Source organism: Pusillimonas sp. (assembly GCF_029263785.1).
Lineage (GTDB): Bacteria > Pseudomonadota > Gammaproteobacteria > Burkholderiales > Burkholderiaceae_B > Pusillimonas.
Window position 1 is genome coordinate 1 of record NZ_JAJUFE010000028.1, and the last position, 20,427, is coordinate 20,427.

At 57.4% G+C, this 20,427-nt stretch carries 26 protein-coding genes; 14 read left to right on the top strand and 12 right to left on the bottom strand.

Annotation, left to right across the window (positions count from 1 at the left end; all coding sequences use genetic code 11):
* Positions 1 to 32: 32 nt before the first annotated feature.
* Both Q1J88_RS08310 and Q1J88_RS08315 read right to left on the bottom strand, forming a co-directional pair.
* Entirely contained in the window at positions 33 to 539 is a 507-nt protein-coding gene (locus Q1J88_RS08310) for a type II toxin-antitoxin system YhaV family toxin (RefSeq protein ID WP_301117157.1), read from the bottom strand.
* Complete coding sequence (locus Q1J88_RS08315; RefSeq protein WP_301117158.1) at positions 536 to 865, bottom strand: type II toxin-antitoxin system PrlF family antitoxin; 330 nt, start codon at positions 863 to 865, stop codon at positions 536 to 538. Before Q1J88_RS08315 ends, Q1J88_RS08310 begins: the two co-directional genes overlap by 4 nt.
* A gap of 859 nt (positions 866 to 1,724) precedes the next feature.
* Here Q1J88_RS08315 and Q1J88_RS08320 point away from each other — a divergent pair.
* Entirely contained in the window at positions 1,725 to 2,012 is a 288-nt protein-coding gene (locus tag Q1J88_RS08320) for a DUF5666 domain-containing protein (RefSeq protein WP_301117159.1), read from the top strand.
* Between the two features lie 64 nt (positions 2,013 to 2,076).
* Here the strand turns inward: Q1J88_RS08320 and Q1J88_RS08325 are convergent, their stop codons facing one another.
* The 4 genes from Q1J88_RS08325 to Q1J88_RS08340 form a co-directional block, all read right to left on the bottom strand.
* On the bottom strand, positions 2,077 to 3,858 hold the full coding sequence (locus tag Q1J88_RS08325) for an alpha/beta fold hydrolase (RefSeq protein ID WP_301117160.1): 1,782 nt from the start codon (positions 3,856 to 3,858) through the stop codon (positions 2,077 to 2,079).
* A gap of 94 nt (positions 3,859 to 3,952) precedes the next feature.
* Positions 3,953 to 4,399: an SRPBCC family protein gene (locus Q1J88_RS08330; protein ID WP_301117161.1), complete on the bottom strand. Its 447-nt coding sequence runs from the start codon at positions 4,397 to 4,399 to the stop codon at positions 3,953 to 3,955.
* A gap of 12 nt (positions 4,400 to 4,411) precedes the next feature.
* Complete coding sequence (locus Q1J88_RS08335) at positions 4,412 to 4,846, bottom strand: VOC family protein (RefSeq protein WP_301117162.1); 435 nt, start codon at positions 4,844 to 4,846, stop codon at positions 4,412 to 4,414.
* Positions 4,818 to 5,525: a TetR/AcrR family transcriptional regulator gene (locus Q1J88_RS08340; protein ID WP_301117163.1), complete on the bottom strand. Its 708-nt coding sequence runs from the start codon at positions 5,523 to 5,525 to the stop codon at positions 4,818 to 4,820. Before Q1J88_RS08340 ends, Q1J88_RS08335 begins: the two co-directional genes overlap by 29 nt.
* 225 nt (positions 5,526 to 5,750) lie before the next feature.
* On the opposite strand from Q1J88_RS08340, the gene Q1J88_RS08345 reads away from it, so the two are divergent.
* The 8 genes from Q1J88_RS08345 (at position 5,751) to Q1J88_RS08380 (ending at position 12,093) form a co-directional block, all read left to right on the top strand.
* Positions 5,751 to 6,104: a c-type cytochrome gene (locus Q1J88_RS08345; RefSeq protein ID WP_301117164.1), complete on the top strand. Its 354-nt coding sequence runs from the start codon at positions 5,751 to 5,753 to the stop codon at positions 6,102 to 6,104.
* Between the two features lie 3 nt (positions 6,105 to 6,107).
* Positions 6,108 to 7,403, top strand: coding sequence for an NAD(P)/FAD-dependent oxidoreductase (locus Q1J88_RS08350; protein WP_301117165.1), 1,296 nt, complete (start codon positions 6,108 to 6,110; stop codon positions 7,401 to 7,403).
* Positions 7,404 to 7,409: 6 nt separating this feature from the next.
* Positions 7,410 to 8,417 carry a YeeE/YedE family protein gene (locus tag Q1J88_RS08355; protein ID WP_301117166.1) on the top strand — a complete coding sequence of 336 codons (1,008 nt, stop codon included), beginning with the start codon at positions 7,410 to 7,412 and terminating at the stop codon, positions 8,415 to 8,417.
* Positions 8,418 to 8,556: 139 nt separating this feature from the next.
* The gene (locus tag Q1J88_RS08360) at positions 8,557 to 9,300 is read left to right on the top strand and encodes a thiosulfate oxidation carrier protein SoxY (protein WP_301117167.1); all 744 of its coding nucleotides are present in this window, start codon (positions 8,557 to 8,559) and stop codon (positions 9,298 to 9,300) included.
* Between the two features lie 219 nt (positions 9,301 to 9,519).
* Positions 9,520 to 10,878 carry an MFS transporter gene (locus Q1J88_RS08365; RefSeq protein WP_301117168.1) on the top strand — a complete coding sequence of 453 codons (1,359 nt, stop codon included), beginning with the start codon at positions 9,520 to 9,522 and terminating at the stop codon, positions 10,876 to 10,878.
* Positions 10,879 to 11,039: 161 nt separating this feature from the next.
* The gene (locus Q1J88_RS08370) at positions 11,040 to 11,162 is read left to right on the top strand and encodes a hypothetical protein (RefSeq protein WP_301117169.1); all 123 of its coding nucleotides are present in this window, start codon (positions 11,040 to 11,042) and stop codon (positions 11,160 to 11,162) included.
* The gene (locus Q1J88_RS08375) at positions 11,163 to 11,399 is read left to right on the top strand and encodes a hypothetical protein (RefSeq protein WP_301117170.1); all 237 of its coding nucleotides are present in this window, start codon (positions 11,163 to 11,165) and stop codon (positions 11,397 to 11,399) included. It abuts the gene before it with no gap.
* Between the two features lie 124 nt (positions 11,400 to 11,523).
* Entirely contained in the window at positions 11,524 to 12,093 is a 570-nt protein-coding gene (locus Q1J88_RS08380) for a hypothetical protein (RefSeq protein ID WP_301117171.1), read from the top strand.
* Positions 12,094 to 12,120: 27 nt separating this feature from the next.
* On the opposite strand, the gene Q1J88_RS08385 is transcribed toward Q1J88_RS08380, so the two are convergent.
* Both Q1J88_RS08385 and Q1J88_RS08390 read right to left on the bottom strand, forming a co-directional pair.
* A complete protein-coding gene (locus tag Q1J88_RS08385) occupies positions 12,121 to 12,627 on the bottom strand; it encodes a CinA family protein (protein ID WP_301117172.1) in 507 nt (168 codons plus the stop codon).
* On the bottom strand, positions 12,624 to 13,085 hold the full coding sequence (locus Q1J88_RS08390) for a hypothetical protein (protein WP_301117174.1): 462 nt from the start codon (positions 13,083 to 13,085) through the stop codon (positions 12,624 to 12,626). The genes Q1J88_RS08385 and Q1J88_RS08390 overlap by 4 nt, the downstream gene beginning before the upstream one ends.
* 147 nt (positions 13,086 to 13,232) lie before the next feature.
* Here Q1J88_RS08390 and Q1J88_RS08395 point away from each other — a divergent pair, with 147 nt between their 5' ends.
* Positions 13,233 to 13,799, top strand: coding sequence for an NAD(P)H-dependent oxidoreductase (locus Q1J88_RS08395; RefSeq protein WP_301117176.1), 567 nt, complete (start codon positions 13,233 to 13,235; stop codon positions 13,797 to 13,799).
* Between the two features lie 7 nt (positions 13,800 to 13,806).
* Here the strand turns inward: Q1J88_RS08395 and Q1J88_RS08400 are convergent, their stop codons facing one another.
* Positions 13,807 to 14,382, bottom strand: a complete 576-nt coding sequence (locus Q1J88_RS08400; RefSeq protein ID WP_301117177.1) for a TMEM165/GDT1 family protein — start codon at positions 14,380 to 14,382, stop codon at positions 13,807 to 13,809.
* A gap of 452 nt (positions 14,383 to 14,834) precedes the next feature.
* On the opposite strand from Q1J88_RS08400, the gene Q1J88_RS08405 reads away from it, so the two are divergent.
* The 3 genes from Q1J88_RS08405 (at position 14,835) to dbpA (ending at position 18,007) form a co-directional block, all read left to right on the top strand.
* On the top strand, positions 14,835 to 15,728 hold the full coding sequence (locus Q1J88_RS08405) for a pirin family protein (protein ID WP_301117178.1): 894 nt from the start codon (positions 14,835 to 14,837) through the stop codon (positions 15,726 to 15,728).
* Between the two features lie 173 nt (positions 15,729 to 15,901).
* Positions 15,902 to 16,528, top strand: coding sequence for an NAD(P)H-dependent oxidoreductase (locus tag Q1J88_RS08410; protein ID WP_301117180.1), 627 nt, complete (start codon positions 15,902 to 15,904; stop codon positions 16,526 to 16,528).
* A gap of 96 nt (positions 16,529 to 16,624) precedes the next feature.
* Complete coding sequence (dbpA, locus tag Q1J88_RS08415) at positions 16,625 to 18,007, top strand: ATP-dependent RNA helicase DbpA (RefSeq protein ID WP_301117181.1); 1,383 nt, start codon at positions 16,625 to 16,627, stop codon at positions 18,005 to 18,007.
* Between the two features lie 23 nt (positions 18,008 to 18,030).
* Here the strand turns inward: dbpA and Q1J88_RS08420 are convergent, their stop codons facing one another.
* The 3 genes from Q1J88_RS08420 to Q1J88_RS08430 all read right to left on the bottom strand — a co-directional run bounded on the left by Q1J88_RS08420 (position 18,031) and on the right by Q1J88_RS08430 (position 19,781).
* Positions 18,031 to 18,246 carry a hypothetical protein gene (locus tag Q1J88_RS08420; protein ID WP_301117182.1) on the bottom strand — a complete coding sequence of 72 codons (216 nt, stop codon included), beginning with the start codon at positions 18,244 to 18,246 and terminating at the stop codon, positions 18,031 to 18,033.
* Complete coding sequence (gene ribA, locus Q1J88_RS08425) at positions 18,243 to 18,848, bottom strand: GTP cyclohydrolase II (RefSeq protein WP_301117183.1); 606 nt, start codon at positions 18,846 to 18,848, stop codon at positions 18,243 to 18,245. The genes Q1J88_RS08420 and ribA overlap by 4 nt, the downstream gene beginning before the upstream one ends.
* 171 nt (positions 18,849 to 19,019) lie before the next feature.
* A complete protein-coding gene (locus tag Q1J88_RS08430; protein WP_301117184.1) occupies positions 19,020 to 19,781 on the bottom strand; it encodes an RNA polymerase sigma factor FliA in 762 nt (253 codons plus the stop codon).
* Positions 19,782 to 19,969: 188 nt separating this feature from the next.
* Between Q1J88_RS08430 and Q1J88_RS08435 the strand changes: the two genes are divergently transcribed.
* Positions 19,970 to 20,362 (top strand): flagellar protein FlaG, encoded by a 393-nt coding sequence (locus tag Q1J88_RS08435; protein WP_301117186.1) that lies wholly within the window; start codon positions 19,970 to 19,972, stop codon positions 20,360 to 20,362.
* Positions 20,363 to 20,427: the final 65 nt, after the last annotated feature.

Genomic DNA, 20,427 nt, shown 5'->3' on the forward strand with positions numbered 1-20,427 from the left:
ATGACAACGCTGCTCGCCGCAGAAGCCAAGCCTTACGGCGTGATGCCAGCGGCGAACCGCTGCAAGCGCTGCCCCTCGGCTCGGGCCTCGGCCAGCAACTGGTTCCAGTCGTCCGGAGGATGACCGCTTTCCAGCATCTTGCGAAACACCCGGTAGGCGTCGTCGCTGCTCTCGTAGGCACGTTTGGTGTCCTCGTTATTGACCCACGCGAACACGATCACTTTGCCGGGCGCGTGGTAGCGGAAGAACAGCCGGTACTGCTGGAAGAACTTCGCCCGGAACCAGTGCTTATGATCATCACCAAGGGTGCCGCCTTGACGATACTCCGGCCGCGCCGGATCTTGCGGGACGACGTCGAAGGCCAACTTCGTGATGGCCGCCAGTCGCTTGCTGGCGTTTTTCTTCACGTACCCGAACCGGTCCTTTTGCTTCAAGGCCTCGACCTGCTGTGCCAGTGCCTCAATCTGCGCGAGGAACAGCGGGTGGGCGAAGACCGTCCAGCCATGAATGACCAGGGGCGCGGGCTTGCCCGTGCTCATTCATCGTCTGCCGACAGGGCGGCATCGAGATCGACTTCGACGCCGCCGATCAAGGACTGCAGACGCTGAACGAGACCGACATCGACAGCCTGCAGGCGCTCAGGATGGCTTGCAATGTCCCGGGCCAGGAAGCCCAGGAACTGTCCGAGCACCGGGTCATCGCCTTCGGAGGGCTCGGCACGGGTCAGCACGACCTCGCCACTGGGGCGGATGGTGTAGTGAATCTTGTCGCGCTTGCCGAGCCGAAGGACACGACGCACGGTTTCCGGCACTGTGGTCTGGTAGCGGTCGGTCAACGTGGATTCGACTTCGAGGGTGGCGGGCATGGCTCTCTCCAGTCAAAAAGGGGGATGCCCCGCATGATAATGCGATTGCCTTGTCAGGTCAATGCAAGTGCATTGCCGTCGAGTGTTGCGACGGCGTCCGGCGCTTCGGAGGGCGACCGGCTAACAGTGACTACATCGAATTCCGAGAGCCAAGCTGTCCACTCGTTCCGGAAAATGTCCGCCCAGCAACTTGATCAGCAGAACGAACAATACGCCGAAACATACCCCTGCGAAGTTCGAAAGACTGAGAAATTGACGTTATTGACCCAAAATTATCTAATACAAAACCAACGTAACAAAAATTTAATTAAATGTGGCTTTGTAATCATGATTGGGTGAGGCGAAATTGGGGGTCGCCCCTTACATCGCGACATACGCAAAACCCGTGGCCGGCGCGTACACGGGGGCGCGAGGATTAGTCCATTGGTGTCGCTGGGCACCAGATGCAGATAACAAGAACCCAGATTGATGTGGTTTTGGGAGGTATTGGAACAATGACGTTTAGCGACACCATTGCAGCGACTGCGTGCATCGTTGTCGGGCTGGTCCTGCTGGCTGTGGTGGCGTGGGCGGCGTTTTGGCGGAAGTGATTTTGATTTGATGAGGGTGTGTAAAGACACCCTCGGCGGCCTCCACTCAAAGGTTCAATGGTTGAGCCCAGAGCGCCTTTAAAGATTAAAGGATGAGTGTTGCTCAGAAACATATCCCGGTAAATGAAGAACAAAAGCGGTCTGAAACCGAGCGTTTCGTGCCGAAAAAGACATTGAATAAACTCCGCAACCTCTCGTGACAAATCCCGTCGCCGCCATTCTGACGCCCGGTGTATTGTGTTTCACCCCCATTACTCTGGAGCGCCCCCATGAAATCAACTCGACTATTGCAGGCTGTGGGGCTTGCACTGGCTGTTTCGCTGTCTTCCATCGCACTGGCAAACAATGACCAGGATATTGAAGGCGAAATTGAATCCATCGACCAACAGGCTCAAAGTTTTGTCGTGGGCGGCAAGACGTTCCACGCCGATGAAAGAACCGACTATGACGACAACCTGAAAAGCTTCTCGGATTTGAAGGTGGGTCAGCGCGTAGAAGTGGATTACGTCACCCGCGAAGGCAAGCAGTACGCGAAAGAGATCGAGCTGGATGATTGAGCGCGGGGTGGCCGGCCGTCAAGACTGCCTCGTCGTGACAAGCCGGCCTTCGAACTGTGCCCGTTTACCTGACGGATGCCTTGAGTTGCTCTATCAACTCGGCAGCCAGATCCCTGTCGGGATACGTAACATTGGAACCCTCTGCCAAGGCACGCACAGCTGAAGCTGATTTATCGATGCTCGGGTCATCCTCGATCAGCGGATGCGCTTTACAGGTAGTTTCTCTCCCCTGTAGGGGTTGATGAAGCAGATAGCGGGCAACGGCCATGTCGACACATTGGTCGGAATACGGGTACACGCCGTGAGACATCTCGTCGGGCACGTATACCATATGCGCCTTGGGCAACTTGCTGAATGTTGCGCGCGCCTGGGGTTCTGGTGTGGCACCGTCGTACTCGGCCTGCAACATCAGCACGTCCAGATCGGCCATGGCATCAATTGAAGGCTTTTCAAGATCCGGACGCTGCCAGTAAAGGCAACTGCGTACATCGTCGGTAGTGACCATCGGATAGTTCGCATACATATTGGTTTCGACGTCGACCCACCAACCGGGGTCGTCACTGGGAGACGGCGTGTCGTTGCAGACAACAGCCGTGTACACCGCATCGCTGCCTTTCAGAAGTACGGGACGCGGCCGCAGCAGGTATTCAATCTTGTCAACGACGTTGTGCGCCAGTTTTCTCAACATCCTGTCAGTATGAGCCTTGACAGAAAAGACATGTGAATCGACCAACAGCCGCAGTTGCTCGACGTTGCCCCCCACCACGCCGTCTGGCAAGTATGAACGGAACGGCTCTTTATCGAGCTCACGAGCAACAAGCACATAGCCCAGCACTTCTTCGGCCATTCGGCTTCTGAACAAGGGCAGATAGATCAGGCTCGAGACGGCAGCCTGCAGGACAGGCCTGGTGTTGCCCAACAGAACGCGGATGGCCTGCGCATCGGTACCGAGCTCGAAGACATCAGGGTGGCGTGCCGCGTACGGGGCAAGTATTTCGTTGAATGCGCGTGTTAGGGCAGGCCCCTGCACCAGGGCGGTATCGTGCAAGGTCAGGTCAAAGTCGACCGAACTGTCAAGTATCATCCGATCGACCTTGTCCGGGAACAGGCTGCCATACCAGGCACCGAGCCACGTTCCATACGACCAACCCAGATAGTTGAATTTTTGTGCCCCCAACACCTCGCGGATAAGATCCATGTCTTGCGCCGTCTGATGGGTGTTGATGTATTCGGTAAGAGGATTCTGGCTACATGCCTCGGCGATAAGGCGGGTGTTATGAAGCTGAAGCGCGATGTTCTCGTCGGTACGTCCGCCGATACTGTTATCGGTAGGTTGCAGTACTGCCTCGGACTCGCAGACCAGGTTGGTACTTTTACCTAATCCGCGCGGCGAAAAACCGATCAAATCGTAGGTCTTGAGCAACTCCAGCTGCAGCCGGCCAATTTCAGAATGTTCTGAACTGAGGGACCAGAGGTAAGCAAGCATGACACCCTTGCCGATGCCGTCTGCGCCAGGCCCCCCCGGATTCAGAAAAAGCAAGCGGCGGTCTGTCGCCGCATTGTCGGCCCGAATGCGCATGATCCCGACCGAAATATCCCCTTTGTCCGGCTGCTGGTGATCGAGCGGAACCACGATCGATGCACATTGGCTGCGGTGCTGCATTTCGATAGGCAGAGCCTGCAGTTGCTTGGCCAGATCTTCAGTGCAGGCTTCCCACTTGACTGTTTGCCGGCGGTAACGATCTGACGGCTCTTCTGAAGAACCACCGGAACTGCAGCCGGCTAAAACAAGTACCGAAAAAAACCCGCAAGCTAGCCCGACGCGCCGGATCACCTTAATCGCCACAACGTCTCCCGCTTTTTATTTCAACATGTATTAAAAATATACTATGGCGCGGTCGTGGTGGCCAGGCGTGCCGGACCCTCTGAAGATGCTTCGTCTATTCGGCAGGGATTTCGGGCTCTACAAGTCGAGCCAGCAGCTCGAGCGACTGCTGCCATCCCATTCGACATGCGTCGGCGGGTATGACGTCGGGAAGTCCCTCTTGCTTGATGGCCAGCTCGGTTCCGACTGAAACCGGGCGCAGTTCATAAGTGGTAAGGATCTCACCCGGCAGACTGGCATCGTCGAAGCGGTCGGTCGCGACGATTTTCTGGTTTGGTATCAACTCGCGGTATTCACCGCCAAAGGAGTGGGTCTGGCCATTTGTAAAGTTCACAAATGAAATTCGGAACCGGCCTCCAACTGTCGCTTCCAATTCGTGAACGATTGCGGTGAACCCATCGGGCGCATTCCATTTGGCAATCGCTGCCGGGTCGATCAGGGCTCGGTATACACGCTCGACCGGCGCATCAAACACTCGTATCTGTGTCAGGGTGTAGGGCATGTGACTACTCCTTCACGAAGGCTGGGAATTGGGTGGTGTCACCATGACCATCCACTGAACACCGAAGCGATCAGACAACATTCCATAGCAGGGTGAGAAAAACGTGGGCCCCAGTGGCATGACGACCTGACCCTGGTCTGCCAGCTTGTCGAAAGCCTGCCGAGCCTCCTCTTCGTTGTCGTATTGCAATGTCAGGCTGAAACCGCGAAAGCCTCCCAATTCTTCGGCCGCAGAGCCGTCGCTGAACATGAGCCGCTGACCCTGGAACAACAGGCTGCCGTGGAGCACTTTTTGTAAGCCGCCAGGAGGCAGGCAGTCTTGGGGCATGGGCTCGGGGCAGTCGGAATATCGCATCAGCGCTTCACGCTCGGCACCAAGGGTTTGCTCGTAAAACATCATGGCCTCTTCGCTGCGACCATCAAAGAACAGATACGGTTCTATCCTCATGGAAATCTCCTTTGAGTGGTTGGGGGAACAGCATTTCTACATAGCGTTTCAGGTGTGCAATGGCGTCAAGGACCCGGGTGGGGTCGTTGGCAGCCTTGGCGATGACAAACGCTCCTTGCAACACAGTTTGCGTATGGCGTGCAAGGCTTTCGGCGTTCCAGTCGGCCTGCGGCGCATAACGCTTACGGGCTTCTTCAATCGTGCTGACCAATGTCTGGGCATGCGACTCAACGCCCGCATCGCAGGCTGCACGCAAAACGGGATGACTGGCAAACGTTTCTTGAACCAGCGTGCCCAGCAAACAGGTGAACTCAGGCAGGTCTCCGTGCACGAGCCCGGCGCGAAAATCCAGGTAGGCAAGCAGGCGCTGTCGCGGGTCGGCAACTTTCCAGTACGGCGCCTCGGCAAACAGACGCGAGGTAGCGCCCATCCAATGTTCGATGGCCGCTAGTGCCGCCTCTTCTTTACTCGCGAAGTGATGAAAGAAGCTGCCCTTGGTGACACCGGACTCACGACACAGATCGTCGACGGTAGTGGCCGCATACCCCTTGCTGCGAAACACATGCAATGCGGCATCCAGAATGCGGCCTCGCGACGCCTGCCCTTTGCGGGTTGCGGACGCTTTCGGTGGGGCCGCCTTAAATGTTGGATCGCTGATTTTGCCTTTATTGGTTTTCATGTCAGTGCCGTGCGTGTGACCTATTTCGATTTGGAACACCAAGAACATACCAACTGGTATGGAAACCATAATTTAAACCAACTAGTTGGTATGTTCAACCAAAATAAAACACGACTGAAAGCTTTATTACATGAAGTTATATGCAACGAGCTAAATGGTCGTTTGCAAAGCAGTAAGGACTCGCTACCATGCGTAACCTTACAAATCCATTAAAGGCACCACTCTATGCGTACAGCAACCAATGTAGCTCGCGCGGCTGTGACGCTGGCGTTTGCACTGGCGGGCGCCGCGCCCCTTTCGGCCTCAGCGAACCAATCCACCTTTGACGTGACGGTACTGGCCGGCGCCTGCGCTAATTGCCACGGCACCGACGGTCGGTCGCCGGGTGGCATTCCATCCATCGCCGGACGCCCCGAAAGCGCCCTCCTGAGCCACTTGCGCGCATTCAAATCCGAGACGCCCCCACCCGGAACCACCATCATGGATCGCCTGACTCGCGGCTTCAGCGACGAAGAACTTCAGGCGCTGGCAAAACATTTTTCACAGATCAAAGCCCAACCCGGTCAGGGAGCTCGCTAAGCTATGAATGAACCTATCAAGTTTTCTCGTCGCCAGTGGCTGGCAAATGTAGGCAAGGCCACTGTTGCAGGTGCCGCGCTGGTCACTTTCCCAGGCGTAGTCCGCGCATCGGGCGGCAGCGTGGTGGTGATCGGAGGCGGCTTTGGCGGTGCCACGGCAGCCAAATACATCAAGCGTCGCAACCCGGCCATTGACGTCACACTGGTGGAACCGGCCAAAACTTACTATACCTGCCCGTTCACCAACCTCTATTTCGGGGGCCTTCGCACCTTTGAACAGCAAGGTCACAGCTTCGACGAACTTCGCTCCCTGGGAGTGAAAGTTGTTCATGACTTCGCAACCGGTGTAGACGCCGACAAGCGCAAGGTCAGCCTGGCCGGCGGCGACACACTCAGCTACGACAAGCTCTTGCTGTCTCCCGGCATTGACTTCCGCTGGAACGCACTCGAAGGTTACGACGAAGAAGCCTCCAAGCTGGCTCCGCATGCCTGGAAGGCGGGCGAACAGTCAGTACTACTGAAGAAGCAGTTGCAAGACATGCGCGATGGCGGCACGTTTGTAATGGTCGCGCCTGCCAACCCCTTCCGTTGCCCTCCCGGACCTTACGAGCGGGCAAGCATGGTCGCGCACTACATCAAGCACAACAAGCCCAAGTCCAAATTGCTGATTCTGGACGCCAAGGATGCCTTCTCGAAGCAAGGGCTGTTCCAGCAAGGCTGGGAAAAGTTCTACAGCGACATCATCGAATGGGTTCCGCTTTCAAAAGACGGCAAGGTGGTACGGGTCGATGCCAAGAACCTGTCGGTTGAAACCGAGTTCGGTGAAATTCACAAGGCCGATGTGCTTAACGTGATTCCGCCACAAAAAGCCGGTGCGATCGCCGAGCTGGCAGGGGTCACCGACGAAAGCGGCTGGGTCCCTGTCAAGCACCAGACTTTCGAATCGGAACGGGTCCCGGGCATCTACGTGGTTGGTGATGCCACGCTGGCTGCGCCTATGCCCAAGTCGGGCTTTTCGGCCAATGCCCAGGCCAAGGTAGCTGCGGCAGCAATTGTCAGCGCCCTGACTGGAAAAGAACCCGCTCAACCGACTTTTGCCAACACTTGCTATAGCCTGATCGCACCGGACTACGGCATTTCCGTCGCCCACCTGTATGCGTTGAAGGATGGCAAGATTGCCGAAGCGTCGGGCGGGGTCAGTCCCAAGGACGGCGATGCCGAGTTCCGCAAGCTCGAAGCACAATACGGCGAAGCATGGTACAACGCCATTGCTTTGGATACGTGGGGCACACGCGCTTAAGGAGCCATGACGCATATTCAACTTGTACTGTGGGCCGGGCTGGCCATTGGGCTGGCCTTCGGCGTCTGCGGGCAGATTTCCGGATTCTGCCTGCATCGCGGATTGACTGAAATCTGGTCCGGCAAGCACGGCTACAAGCTTCATGGCTTTGCGGTCGCACTGGCCGTTGCGCTGGCAGGCACCCAGTTGCTTGCCGGCGCCGGCGTCATTAATCTGAGCGAATCGCTCTATTACATGCCCTCTTATTCCTGGCTGCTGGTACCGCTGGGCGGGCTGATGTTCGGCTACGGGATGTCGCTGGCAAACGGTTGCGGCGCCCGGGCTTTGGTTCTTCTGGGACAAGGAAATCTTCGCTCCCTGCTTGTCCTGCTCTGCCTGGGCATTGCGGCATACATGACTCTTACGGGGCTGGTTGCACCCTTGCGTTTGTGGCTGGCCGAGCACACCACTTTTTCTCCCCAGTCCGTCGCGGTTCCGGCCGGGATACCACGCAATATCGTCACCTGGCTTGTCGTGGCACTGTTGCTGTGGTTTGCTTCACGCACTCGCAATTCTGGGCACCGCAGCACTGACCTGCTTTCCGGCGTTGTCATGGGCCTGCTGGTTGTAAGCGGCTGGGTTGCCACAGGCTGGCTTGGCGCCGACGACTTTGACCCGGTTCCCGTCACCTCCCTCACCTTCGTAGCGCCTATCGGCGATACAATACAGTATGCGATGATCGCTACGGGCATGAGCCTGCGCTTCGGTATAACCGTCGTCCTGGGTGTCGTGGCCGGCTCGTTCATCACTTCACTACTGCGTCGTACATGCTGCCTCGAAGGCTTCGATACGGCGCGCCAAATGCCACGCTACGTAATGGGCGGCCTTCTGATGGGCTCGGGTGGCGCTTTGGCTTTCGGCTGCTCGATAGGCCAGGGCCTGACCGGCCTGTCGACCTTGGCGTATGGCTCAATGATTGCGGCAGCAGCCATCGTTATTGGCGCCCGCCTGAACTTTGTACGTTCGCGCGCCTGATTGCCACAATTACTCCGCCCGACTGTTTTCCCCTGGGTTCATGTCAAAACTAAATTTGTTGTCTTTCCATTTCTCAGCCGTGCCGACGAAACCTCAGCGCGGCAAATGCAGGTTCGCTGCAGTAATCTCGGCTCTTTGTGTGTCGGCCGTCGTCACGCTGGCGTGGCTGCCTGCCCTATCACAGGCTGCCAACTGGCAGCAATTGCCGCCGATTGCAGAGGCCATCGGCGGTGCCGAAGTCTCGGCCGAAGGACTTGAACTCGTATTGCCACTGGTGGCCGAAGACGGTTCATCAGTGCCGCTGGCCATCAAAGCCGACGCCGGTCTTCGCATTACGCGCCTGAGCGTGTTCGCCACCGGAAATCCAACTCCGGAAATTGCAGTGTTTGAGTTCGGCCCCGAAATCCCTGCGCTCAATTTATCGACCCGTATCCGGCTGAGCGACTCCCAGGCCGTGGTGGCGGTTGCCCACACAGAGGATGGACGCGTACTGCTGGCGCAAAGACAAGTGCGTGTCACAACAAGTGGCTGCATCGCACCTGCCAAGTCCGATCCCTCGAACGAAATGAATGCACGCCTGCGTGTACCCGCAAAATGGAAAGCCGGCGCACCCCAGGAAATCGTGACCATGATTTCCCATCCGATGATTACGGGTCTTGCCGAAGACGCCCAGGGAAACACCCCGGAACAGCGCATTATCGAATCGTTCGAAATCACCCTTAATGACCGCCCTGTCCTGCGCTCAAAATTCTTTCGTTCCCTGGCGGCCAATCCTTATCTCAGATTTGATGCAGCTCCAACCGAGGGGGGAGAGCTGAAGTTCAAATGGGTCGAAAGCTCGGGTCGGGCAGTTGAAGAAACAGAAACGATTACTGTGTCGTAGAAAAAAGGCCCGCGACCCATCTGACGCAGCAAGGTCATCTGTTTTTCGGCTGGCCGGAATCACCGCTGTTACCCTGTCGTCTTGCGGGTGCAACTACGTTTCCTCTTGTGGTTGCAACCGCGCCTCACGCCAGACGTACTATAATTTCTCCTTTTCTGGCAAGGACCTGCAGCGGCTCAAGGGTATCTTGCCCACTTCACCCTCTTTCGAAAGCTTCCCATGTCCACTCTTTCTGCTGACGCGGCATCAGCCCAGCCAGCCAATTCCCGATCACGTGTCATTCTTGCCAGCCTCATAGGCACGACCATCGAGTTCTACGATTTTTATGTCTATGCGACGGCGGCCGTCCTGGTGTTTCCGCACCTGTTCTTTCCTCCCGGAAACGAAACCACAGCACTGCTTTCGTCATTTGCCATCTTTGGCGCAGCCATGATTGCGCGGCCACTCGGCGCCGTATTTTTCGGCCATCTGGGAGACCGGGTTGGCCGCAAGACCACTCTGGTTGCTGCCTTGCTGACCATGGGAATCGCCACGTTTCTGATTGGCCTTCTGCCCACCTATTACACCATCGGCTGGTTTGCACCGTCCCTGCTGGTGCTGTTGCGGCTTGCCCAGGGCTTTGCCATAGGCGGGGAATGGTCAGGAGCCGCGTTGGTTGCGACCGAGAACGCACCCAAGGGGCGTCGGGCACTGTATGGCACGTTTCCCCAGTTGGGCGCTCCGCTGGGCTTCATCATTGCCAATGGCCTGTTCCTGATCGTTGCAGCGCTGCTGCCATCTGATGATCCCTCACGCCCCTCACAGGCTTTTCTTGATTGGGGATGGCGCATTCCCTTCCTGTTCTCGGCCATTATGGTCATTGTCGGTCTCTGGGTTCGTTTGAATCTTGTAGAAAGCGCTGCCTTTTCCAAGGCCGTGACTACCGGCAAGGTCGTGAAGTTGCCCTTGGGCGAAGTGGTACGCGCTCACTGGCGCGAGCTGATCCTGGGCACCTTCTACATGCTGGCCACCTACGTGCTTTTTTACCTGATGACAACCTTCTCGCTCAGCTATGGGCGGGCACCGGTAGACCCGGGTGTGGGCCAGTTGGCGGGACTGGGCTACAGCTATAACAATTTCGTCATGATGCTGATCGCAGGCGTGGTGTTTTTTGGCGTATTCACTCTGCTTTCCGGTCCGTGGGCAGACCGCTTCGGTCGCCGCAAGACACTCATTGCCGTAACCATTGCGATCATGGTTTTCGGTATGGTCTGGACTCCGCTGCTCAGCGCAGGCTTCATCGGCGTGATGGCCTGGCTGATTATCGGCTTCAGCCTGATGGGGTGGACCTTCGGCCCAATGGGAGCCCTGCTTCCCGAACTGTTTCCGACAAACGTCCGATACACAGGTTCGGGAGTGTCATATAACGTATCGTCCATACTCGGCGCGGCTGTCGCGCCCTTCATTGCAGTATGGCTGTGGGATATGGGGGAAGGCAGTCCCACACTGGTAGGATGGTACTTGACGGCCATGAGCGCCCTGACGCTTGTCGCCTTGTTGCTCGGTAAGGAAACCAAAGAGATCGACATCAATCATTGATGGGTCTGTCTGCGCATCGCGGTCTGCGCAACCCGGTTGCAAAGATCACGAACTGCGTGGAGGGCTGCTTGCCAGGTTCATCATGGTCTGCCATGAAGGGCCGGCACGCTATTTGCTGTTGATGCGGCAGTGAACTTTTTTACCTGAACAGGGAGACCGTCATGTCGCATGAAAGCATACCTTTGATTCTGTATGGCTTGGGCGCCGCGCTGTTCATCATCCTGGTATGGATGGACAGATCGGACCAAGTTCAGAAAGCATCCACGTCTTCTCTGGGGCAATGAATGATGTCAAAACCAAGCAATCCAGAACGTGGTAGCCGGCCTTCACCTGACTCACTTCCGCCAGATTCGCGTCCGGCGCATGACCAAAGCAAGCGAGACGACGCCAAGAATTCGAAGGCCACAAAATTCGACGGTAACCCGAACCCTGAAGGTGCCGAGCGCGACGCTTTCAAGCCCAAGGACGACACACCTGCATTTCTCGAGAAGAAAGACGGACCGCGCACCGGTAAAGCTTGACTCACCCCTTGAGCGCCCGCCCACGGCCAGATGCCGGGCGGGCGTTTTTTTATGCGCCCACGGCACGGTTATTGCTGCGTTCTTCCCAATTCTGCCTCATTTGAGGCCCATACGGAGAACGAATATGGCCCTGATTATTGCCGCCCGATTCGATACGTTTGAAGAAGCCGAACAGGCCGCCGCAGCACTCATGGAAAAGGGGGTGTCCGGAGATGAACTCCATACGTTTTTTGTGAATCCTGCGGGATGGCATGATCGTTATCCTCTCGGAGGAGACCGCGCAGCCGACCCCAACTCCAAAGGTGCGCCGGCGACCGCCGTAGCCGGTGCGGCACTGGTCGGCATCGTGGGCGCAGTGCTTGGCGGTGCGTTGACCTGGCTTCTTTCCGCCCCGGCCCTGTTCATTGTTGGGGGTATTGCTGTGGGGGCGTACGTAGGCTCGCTGGCCGGTGCCATGTATTCCTTGGGTCGACCTCGGCAGCGCGGACGCTTTGAAGAAGCACGCGCCAAGGCCACCGAAGGTCGCCGCGCAGGCGTTCTGCTGGCCGTTCATACGACGCCGGAGAATCAGGCGGAAATCGCCGACCTGCTTCGCCGTGCGGGAGGAAAGGAAGTGGAACGAGCTCATGGACGCTGGAGCCAAGGACGCTGGGAGGACTTCGATCCGACTCGCAGCCCTCATCCGCAACAATGAAATCCGAATGCGCAGAAGCAGCCCGGATCAGACTGTCTGGCTGGAACTCGCACGTTCGTAATAGTAACGGACGCGCTTGAGGGCATACAGGGCACTGGATTCGCGGATATCAACCCGATCGCCCGAAAACTGTTGCGTCTCGGCATACAAAACGGGCGTTTCCATGCCGTCCAGTCGAAACGCCCAGGCAAAGCACTGGGTTCCCGCAGGCAGGTCGAGATCTGACCCATCTGCCAGCCCCGTATTCGCGATGGCTACATTGGCCCGTCGACTATTCGACAAGGCCCCCAATGCCATTTCGCAGGCAACCGGCTCACTGGTGAGATTGTGGTTGCGCAGAGTCTCGGGGCTGACTTGCAGACACTGCACCTTGGCCTCCGGCGAATACACGACAAACGCGCAGTCCAGCAATTTCCCGGCTCCGGGGACATCGGCCAGACGAGCGGCAATGAGTCCCGCAGTACAGGACTCTGCCGTCACGGGCAGCAGCTCGTGTTCTTTCATGAAACCCGCAACGCCGCTCAACTCGTTCATTGCGGGGTGTTGTCTGGGCCGGTGGGATGCGTGCGTACAGGCCCCGCGACCATACAGTTGTTGGCGATGATGTTGCTGACGGTTGTCTGTTGACCGTTAACGTTCTGGACAAGGTCCTGCGTAAGCATGTTGCCCTGGGTCTGTCCCACGGTGTCGAAGGTGAACTTGTCTGTGGTCCAGGTGTAGCCATTGCCACGGAACGTATTGCCCACCATATCGGCATTGCTGGCGGTGGCGCGGGTCAGGTCGACGGCCTGATTGTTATAGATGACCTTGGCGGCCAGTGCTTCGGTTCCCTGGAACGTGTACTGCACCGTCAATGGCTGCTGAGCTCCCTGGGGACCACACGCATAATGAACGGTCTTTTGCGAAAGCTGGGTCGCGTCACGCGGAGTGGTGCAAGCAGCCAGGCCCACACCCAATGCCAGGCCCACCAGCGGAATGAGCGTCTTGTTCATGAGTATTGCTCCTCAAAATTGATGCGTCAGCCATCCAGCAAGTACCGCGCCCGCCGGGTGTGTAGAATGCCAGTTGTACCGCAGGCGTCGCCGGCAACGTCGCCGACCTCGCCTGCGGTTGCATCACACTAACCGGAGACGAAAAATATGTCGCTCAAGCTTCAAGTCATTATTTGCAGCACCCGGCCCGGCCGTGTCGGCCCGTCGGTCGGAACGTGGTTCAAGGACTTTGCCAGTCGTCATGGCAAGTTCGATACGTCGCTGATCGACCTCGCCGACTTCAACCTGCCCCTGTACGACGAGGCCAATCATCCGGTGCAGCGCAAGTACGAAAAGGAACACACCAAAGCCTGGAGCGCCAGCGTTTCCCAGGCTGACGCCTACGCGTTTGTCACCCCGGAATACAATTACGGCCCGCCGCCGTCGTTCGTCAACGCGCTCAATTACGTGTACAAAGAGTGGAACTACAAGCCTTGCGGCTTTGTGAGCTATGGTGGCGTGTCAGGCGGCATGCGCGCGGTGCAGCTTGAAAAGCAGCTGGTCACCACGTTGAAGATGATGCCCATGGTAGAAGGCGTGGCCATCCCGATGGTGGCCACCCTGCTCGACGAGAACCGCAAATTCAAGTCGAACGAACTTATCGACAATGCGGCCAATACCATGTTGGATGAGTTGCACCGCTGGGCAGAAGCGCTCAAGACCCTGCGCGCCTGATGCGCTTTTAGTAAAGGCCCTGTCCCACGCCGGACAGGGTCAGTATGCCCAAAAGCAGAAAAATCACCGCTGCCAGGGTGTGTACGAGCCTCATCGGAATCCGCTCGACAAATTTCCGGGCAATCAATACCGCCGGCACGTTGGCGATCAACATTCCCAAGGTCGTGCCCAACACCACGCTTGTCACTGCCGCATAATTCGCCGCGAGGGCCACGGTGGCCACCTGGGTCTTGTCCCCCATTTCCGCCAGGAAGAAAGCGATCAGTGTGGTTCCGAAGACGCCGAGGCGACTTGCCGAACTGATTTCCTCTTCATCAATCTTGTCGGGAATCAACACCCATGCAGCCATGGCGATAAACGATGCGCCCAACACCCATCGGAGCGTCGAAGGCTGAACCATCGATGTGATCCAGGAACCCAGGGCCCCGGCCAGCCCGTGATTCAGCAAGGTCGCACACAGAATACCGGCGATAATCGGCCAGGGACGGCGAAACCGTGCTGCAAGCACAAACGCGAGCAGCTGTGTCTTGTCGCCGATTTCGGCCAGGGCGACAACGCCGGTAGAAACGAGGAAGGCCTGCATGAAGGTATATGTCGGTAGCCGGCAAGTGCACATCCGACTGCCGTGCACCGGCCGACAACGAAGTGCGACAGTCAGGAGACTTGCCGGAATGTATACGGGTGTCAGGCCCGAGAGCGGTTCGCGCCATGGCCGGAAGGTCAAGCATGTTGACGCAATTCACCCCTTTGCGGGACGCGGCCAATACCGGATGACGGCAAGATTGTACACGATGCCCGGAGCCCGTCGCCGAGTGTCCGCCCGCGTGCAGCAACCGCTTCTAGCCAGGCCGGCACACGACTATTGAGCCAGGGCTGGAACAAAGTGTTCCTGAGGGAAGCCTTATCGTTCACACTCACAGCTTCATATAATGAGTACCAGTACAGCGTGTATGCCGGGCCACATTGGTGCCAGGCATGTTTTCCTGGCAAGCCTGGTCAAAGCCTGGCAACCACTACTCACCGCGGGAACGCATCATGAATCAAGCCGTCCATTCCATCCAGCCCGAACATGTCCAACGTTCGCGCTCTGTCGAACGTCTGATCCGCGGCATGCCCACCACGGATGGTGCCGGCGTCAAGCTCACCCGCGTCCTGACGCAAGATCTTCAGCGCCGGCTCGATCCCTTCCTGATGCTCGACGCATTCGGCACCGATAATGCCGACGACTATATCCAGGGCTTTCCCGATCATCCTCATCGCGGCTTCGAAACAGTCACCTACATGATTGCCGGCCAGATGCGGCATCGCGACAGTTACGGAAACGAAGGCCTCTTGAAGGACGGCGGCGTGCAATGGATGACAGCAGGCAGAGGCGTCATTCACTCTGAATTGCCCGAGCAGACGCACGGGCGTATGGAAGGCTTTCAGCTTTGGCTGAATCTGGCTGCCAAAGACAAGATGATCGACCCCTGGTACCGCGACATTCAAAGTCCCGAGATACCGGAATTTTCGAATGCCAACATCACCGTGCGCATCATTGCCGGAGGCAGCCATGGAATTCGTGGAGCCATTCAGCGGGTGGTCACCCAGCCGCTGTATCTTGACGTGCACTTTGACCGGGCAGGGGAATTCACGCAGTCAATCCCGGCTGACGCCAATGCATTCATTTATGTCTATCGCGGCCAAGTGCGCGTCGGCGACTCAGTCGTTCCCGGGCAAACAATGGGGCTGCTCGAAAATAATCCCGACGCGGATGGCGTGACCCTGCACAGCGAAGGCCCGGCAAAAGTACTTTTGATTGCGGGCAAGCCCTTGAATGAACCCATTGCGCAACATGGGCCATTCGTAATGAATACCCGGCAACAGCTGATCCAGGCGTTCGAAGATTTCCAGGCCGGGCTCTTCGCAATGCCAAAGCCGCGCGCATAAGCTCACCTCACCAAAAGTTGCCAGACGCCTTGGGCTCCAGCGCACTGCTGCCCAGCCATGCCGCTCGGTAACTGTTCCAATTTTGGAACAACAAAACCAAATTCAGGTGACTAATCGCCAAACCGTTTACCAATTAAGATTATTTCATCGCTTATATTTTCAAGGATTTCATGATGACCACATTGCTTCACATCGATTCCGCCATCACTGGCGAAGCTTCCTTCTCGCGTCGCCTGACTCGCCGCATCGTCGAGCATTTCCGCAGCAACCAGCCCGACATCAAGGTCGAGTACCTGGACCTGGCCGAGCAGGCTCCCTCGCATCTTTCCATCGAGTCGCTGGGATTCCGGCTTGGTCTGACTGACGAGCAGCTTACCGACGCCCAGCGTCGCGAAAACGAGATCACCATGCAGCTATTGCAGCAGTTCCTCAAGGCCGACATCGTCGTTATTGGTGCACCCATGTATAACTTCACCATACCGTCACAGTTGAAAGCCTGGATCGACCGCATTGCGCAAGCGGGCCATACCTTCAAATACACTGAAAACGGCCCTGTCGGACTTGCAGCCGGCAAACAGGTTGTCATAGCCTCGTCGCGCGGCGGCGCCTATTCAACCTCTGAGCAGGGCCAGGCAATGGAGCACCAGGAAAGCTTCCTGAAGGTTATTTTCGGCTTTTTCGGCATTACCGATATTCGCTTCGTGCGTGCAGAAGGCGTCAATATGGGAGACGCGGCGATCGAACAAGCCATGGGCGAAGCGCAACGCAGTATCGAAGAACTGGCCCTCGAGGCCGCTTAAGCACGGCGCAAACCCGTTGGGGTGGAGCTTGGGCAGGCTCCGCCCCTCACCAGCCTGTTAAAATCGGTCTTTCTTCGCCAATTCATCAGGCTTGCGGTGAGCTCTCCCCTATCTTTTCGCAGTGTGGCGCTATCTGACGCCATGCTGGCCAATCTCGACCAGCTCGGCTATCGGCAAATGACGCCGATCCAGCAGCACAGCTTGCCTGTCATCCTCGAAGGCAGGGATCTGATCGCCCAGGCAATGACCGGCAGTGGAAAGACCGCCGCCTTCGGACTTGGCATCATGCACACGCTCAAGCCCGCCTGGTTTGGCATCCAGGGGCTGGTGTTGTGCCCGACGCGCGAGCTGGCTGCACAGGTTGCGCAGGAACTGCGCCGCCTGGCGCGCTTTTCGGACAACATCAAGGTTCTGGTATTGGCAGGTGGAGCTTCTCTTGACCGCCAGATAGAATCCTTGCGCCACGGCGCACACATCGTTGTTGCAACACCCGGGCGCCTCAGCGACCACCTGCACAGAAGCACCATCGATCTGACAGGACTGCGCACACTTGTACTGGACGAAGCCGATCGCATGATCGACATGGGGTTTTACGATGATATGGTCCAGATAGTGTCGGCCTGCCCCAAAAAGCGCCAGACTCTCTTCTTTTCGGCCACGTATCCGGATAACGTTCAGAAAACCGCCTTGCGGTTCCTGCGCGAACCGGTCGAAATCCGGGTCGAACACCAGTTGCCTGAAAGCCGTGTCAAGCAATATTTTTACCAGGTCGCCCCCGACCAGCGCCTGCCAGCGGTTGCACGGATACTCAGGCATTTTCGCCCGACTTCGACCCTGGCATTTTGCAATACCAAGGCTCGCGTACAAGAGCTGACAGATTTCCTCGTGGAAAAGGGCTTTTCTGCCCTGGCCTTGCATGGCGATCTTGAGCAACGTGATCGCGAAGATATTCTGGTGCAGTTCCGCAATCAAAGCTGTTCGGTACTTGTCGCAACCGATGTCGCCGCGCGGGGTCTTGACATCGAAACAGTCGATGCCGTCATCAACGTCGAGCTACCCGGACAACCCCAGGTACACATACATCGTATCGGCCGGACGGCCCGCAACCAGGCTGACGGACTGGCGTTAAGCCTTGTTGACGAGAACGAGCTGCACCGAGCCCAGCGCATCGAAGAACTGCAGGGGCGTCCCTTGCCTTGGCAAGACCTCGATTCCCTGCCCCACTCCGGCGACGCTCCGGCCCCCGCGCCAATGATCACGCTATGTATCCAGGGCGGCCGCAAACACAAACTCCGCCCCGGGGATCTGGTTGGGGCCCTGACAAAAGATGCGCGGATTCCTTTCGACAGCGTCGGAAAAATCGATATTCTTGATTTTGTGACGTTCATCGCACTTGAACGTTCTGTGGCCGATGAAGCCTACGACAGGCTTGCCAACGGTACCATCAAGGGGCGCCGGTTCAAGATGCGGTTTATGTAAGGCCGGACGACGCGCAAGCAGAGCTATTCAAGGTTTTCCTGTACCCACAGCTCGCACTCGACGGCGAGGGCCATGATCCGACGCGCTATCCATTCTTCTGAGTTTCCCTTTGCGCGCTGTGCCTCGGCGTAGTTCAGCAGACTTTGCTCGGTAGGAAACCAGTCAAGTTCGGGTTGAATTTCGAGACCGTCAATATGGCGGATATTGCCATTTGGCAATATGTACCAGCCTCCTGTCATTGCTCAGGCTCCGTCAGACCTGCTTTTAGCCAATGACCAAGCTTGGCGGCCTTGGTTTGCAAATACCCTTCGTTATGGGGATTGCGATTTACCTGCAACGGAATGCGCTCGATGACCTCGACCCCAGCGGCTCGAAGCTGATCCACCTTGCGAGGATTGTTGGTCATGAGCCGCAAACTGGCTATGCCAAAATGATCGAGCATGGGCTTGCAAAGTTCGTAGCGGCGCATATCAGCCGGAAACCCCAGTTGCTCGTTGGCTTCGACCGTGTCTGCGCCCTGGTCCTGGAGCTGGTAGGCCCGAATCTTGTTGAGCAGACCAATGCCACGGCCTTCTTGCCGAAGGTATAACAGTGCGCCCCTGCCCTCGGCGGCGATTGCCCTCAGGGCTGCCTCGAGCTGGGCACCGCAATCACAACGCTGACTGAACAAGCCGTCGCCTGTAAGACACTCGGAATGCACGCGCGCCAGCACCGGCTTGCCGTCACCCACGTCTCCGAGGGTCAGCACAAGATGCTCTTTACCTGTTTCGGGCTTGACGAAGCCATGAAGCTGAAACACCGCCCACGGGGTCGGCAGGTTGCAAGACGCGACGTAATCCAATTTATCTTCCAGTAGCTGTTTCCTGCAGAGCCTGACACGATTGAACACCTTGCCAACTTGGCTCCACAGGTAGAAGATTACCACTCTTCCGCGACTGAATCGGCCGCGCAGCCTTCGTGTGCGTCGGCCGGGCGCATCGGCGGACCACGCAGCCGGCCGCCATCAGCAAACCTATATCAGCTTGGCTTCGGCATAACCTTCGTTCGGCTCGACATCCCACTCGCTCTGAGCCAGGAAAGCGCGGATACGGCTGACCGCCTGAGACCGGAGTTGAGATACGCGCCCTTCGGTCACGCCCAGCGCCTGACTGATTTCTTTCTGGTTCAGGTCGTGCTCGAACTGCAAGGACAAAAGAAGCTGCTCGCGCTCGGGCAAGGACTTGATGGCATCGACGAGTGCGGATCTCAAGCCCTTCGAAAGCAGGCGATCAAGAGGATTATCCAGGGCAGGTTGCTGGGCGCTCGTTATGGCTGCATCGGCACCATCGCTGCGATCATCGTGATTACGTGCCAGGTCTTCATAGTGAAGGATTTGCACCCCTCTGGCCTCTTCCAGCATTACCTGGTATTGCTCAAGCGAGATTTCGAGTTCTTCTGCGATTTCAGTTTCGGTCGGCGCACGCAACAGGCGATGATTGAGTTCGTGAATTGCGGCCTCGATCTGGCGCGATTTACTGCGTACACTACGGGGCAACCAGTCCTGACTGCGCAGTTCGTCGAGCATGGCCCCACGAATGCGCGTGGTCGCGTACGTTTCGAACTGTGCATCCGCCATTTCGCGATAGCGTCGCGCAGCGTCAAGCAATCCCATCATGCCGGCCTGCATCAGGTCATCGAGCTCGACGTTGGCCGGCAGCCTGGCAACGAGCTGCAAGGCCGCTCGACGCACCAACGGAGTGTGCTGCCTGACCAGCAGGTCTTCAGAGTTAAGCATGCGAGAAAAAAGCCGGATAGCAAACGATAGCTACTATTTTCGCCCGCAGCGCTCGCGCAAACGGCAGGATCAAATAGGACTTTAGCGGCCTGTTCGAGCTATTGAGACCTCACTTGGGCACAAAAGGCTAAAGTTACCCGCGATTTAACCGTAACCCCCGTCATCAATACTGCTCGGGAGCCTTCCTGATGGTTAATCCGCTTACTCCAACTTCCTCAGCTTCAATGCCCATGAATCCGGTCGCTCTGGAAATCGAGCGTCCGCCCCTTCCCGAACCCGCACGCCAGGTAACGCCCGCCGCAGAAATCATTGGCGCCCGAAACTCGGCGTCAAACCGCGCCGGCTACGACGAATCAACAGGCAAGCCACTTGAGCAAGCCCTCGAGGACGTCAACAATAGCCTTAAGGCCTGGTCAACGGGAATGCGCTTCGACATCGATCCCGATGCGCAGCGTGTGGTGGTTTCGATCATCGACAGCGAATCCGGTGAAGTGCTGCGCACCGTGCCCAGCGACGCTGTAATCCGAATCGCCAAAATGATCGTGCAGCTTCAGGGGCAAAGCATCAGCACCCAGGCCTGAACCGTACCCTGTTCAGGCAAACAGTCAAAATAAGCAGACATATTGCGCCTGTCGGGCCATTTAAA

Excerpts from the sequence above, each read along its gene's own strand:
- Q1J88_RS08320 (WP_301117159.1), top strand. The coding sequence starts at position 1,725 with ATGAAATCAACTCGACTATTGCAGGCTGTGGGGCTTGCACTGGCTGTT.
- Q1J88_RS08380 (WP_301117171.1), top strand. The coding sequence starts at position 11,524 with ATGGCCCTGATTATTGCCGCCCGATTCGATACGTTTGAAGAAGCCGAA.
- Q1J88_RS08315 (WP_301117158.1), bottom strand. The coding sequence starts at position 865 with ATGCCCGCCACCCTCGAAGTCGAATCCACGTTGACCGACCGCTACCAG.
- Q1J88_RS08370 (WP_301117169.1), top strand. The coding sequence starts at position 11,040 with ATGTCGCATGAAAGCATACCTTTGATTCTGTATGGCTTGGGCGCCGCG.
- Q1J88_RS08390 (WP_301117174.1), bottom strand. The coding sequence starts at position 13,085 with ATGAACAAGACGCTCATTCCGCTGGTGGGCCTGGCATTGGGTGTGGGC.
- Q1J88_RS08330 (WP_301117161.1), bottom strand. The coding sequence starts at position 4,399 with ATGCCCTACACCCTGACACAGATACGAGTGTTTGATGCGCCGGTCGAG.
- Q1J88_RS08345 (WP_301117164.1), top strand. The coding sequence starts at position 5,751 with ATGCGTACAGCAACCAATGTAGCTCGCGCGGCTGTGACGCTGGCGTTT.
- Q1J88_RS08395 (WP_301117176.1), top strand. The coding sequence starts at position 13,233 with ATGTCGCTCAAGCTTCAAGTCATTATTTGCAGCACCCGGCCCGGCCGT.
- Q1J88_RS08355 (WP_301117166.1), top strand. The coding sequence starts at position 7,410 with ATGACGCATATTCAACTTGTACTGTGGGCCGGGCTGGCCATTGGGCTG.
- Q1J88_RS08400 (WP_301117177.1), bottom strand. The coding sequence starts at position 14,382 with ATGCAGGCCTTCCTCGTTTCTACCGGCGTTGTCGCCCTGGCCGAAATC.
- Q1J88_RS08350 (WP_301117165.1), top strand. The coding sequence starts at position 6,108 with ATGAATGAACCTATCAAGTTTTCTCGTCGCCAGTGGCTGGCAAATGTA.
- Q1J88_RS08385 (WP_301117172.1), bottom strand. The coding sequence starts at position 12,627 with ATGAACGAGTTGAGCGGCGTTGCGGGTTTCATGAAAGAACACGAGCTG.
- Q1J88_RS08375 (WP_301117170.1), top strand. The coding sequence starts at position 11,163 with ATGATGTCAAAACCAAGCAATCCAGAACGTGGTAGCCGGCCTTCACCT.
- Q1J88_RS08405 (WP_301117178.1), top strand. The coding sequence starts at position 14,835 with ATGAATCAAGCCGTCCATTCCATCCAGCCCGAACATGTCCAACGTTCG.
- Q1J88_RS08340 (WP_301117163.1), bottom strand. The coding sequence starts at position 5,525 with ATGAAAACCAATAAAGGCAAAATCAGCGATCCAACATTTAAGGCGGCC.
- Q1J88_RS08420 (WP_301117182.1), bottom strand. The coding sequence starts at position 18,246 with ATGACAGGAGGCTGGTACATATTGCCAAATGGCAATATCCGCCATATT.
- Q1J88_RS08430 (WP_301117184.1), bottom strand. The coding sequence starts at position 19,781 with ATGCTTAACTCTGAAGACCTGCTGGTCAGGCAGCACACTCCGTTGGTG.
- Q1J88_RS08335 (WP_301117162.1), bottom strand. The coding sequence starts at position 4,846 with ATGAGGATAGAACCGTATCTGTTCTTTGATGGTCGCAGCGAAGAGGCC.
- Q1J88_RS08410 (WP_301117180.1), top strand. The coding sequence starts at position 15,902 with ATGACCACATTGCTTCACATCGATTCCGCCATCACTGGCGAAGCTTCC.
- Q1J88_RS08435 (WP_301117186.1), top strand. The coding sequence starts at position 19,970 with ATGGTTAATCCGCTTACTCCAACTTCCTCAGCTTCAATGCCCATGAAT.
- Q1J88_RS08310 (WP_301117157.1), bottom strand. The coding sequence starts at position 539 with ATGAGCACGGGCAAGCCCGCGCCCCTGGTCATTCATGGCTGGACGGTC.
- Q1J88_RS08365 (WP_301117168.1), top strand. The coding sequence starts at position 9,520 with ATGTCCACTCTTTCTGCTGACGCGGCATCAGCCCAGCCAGCCAATTCC.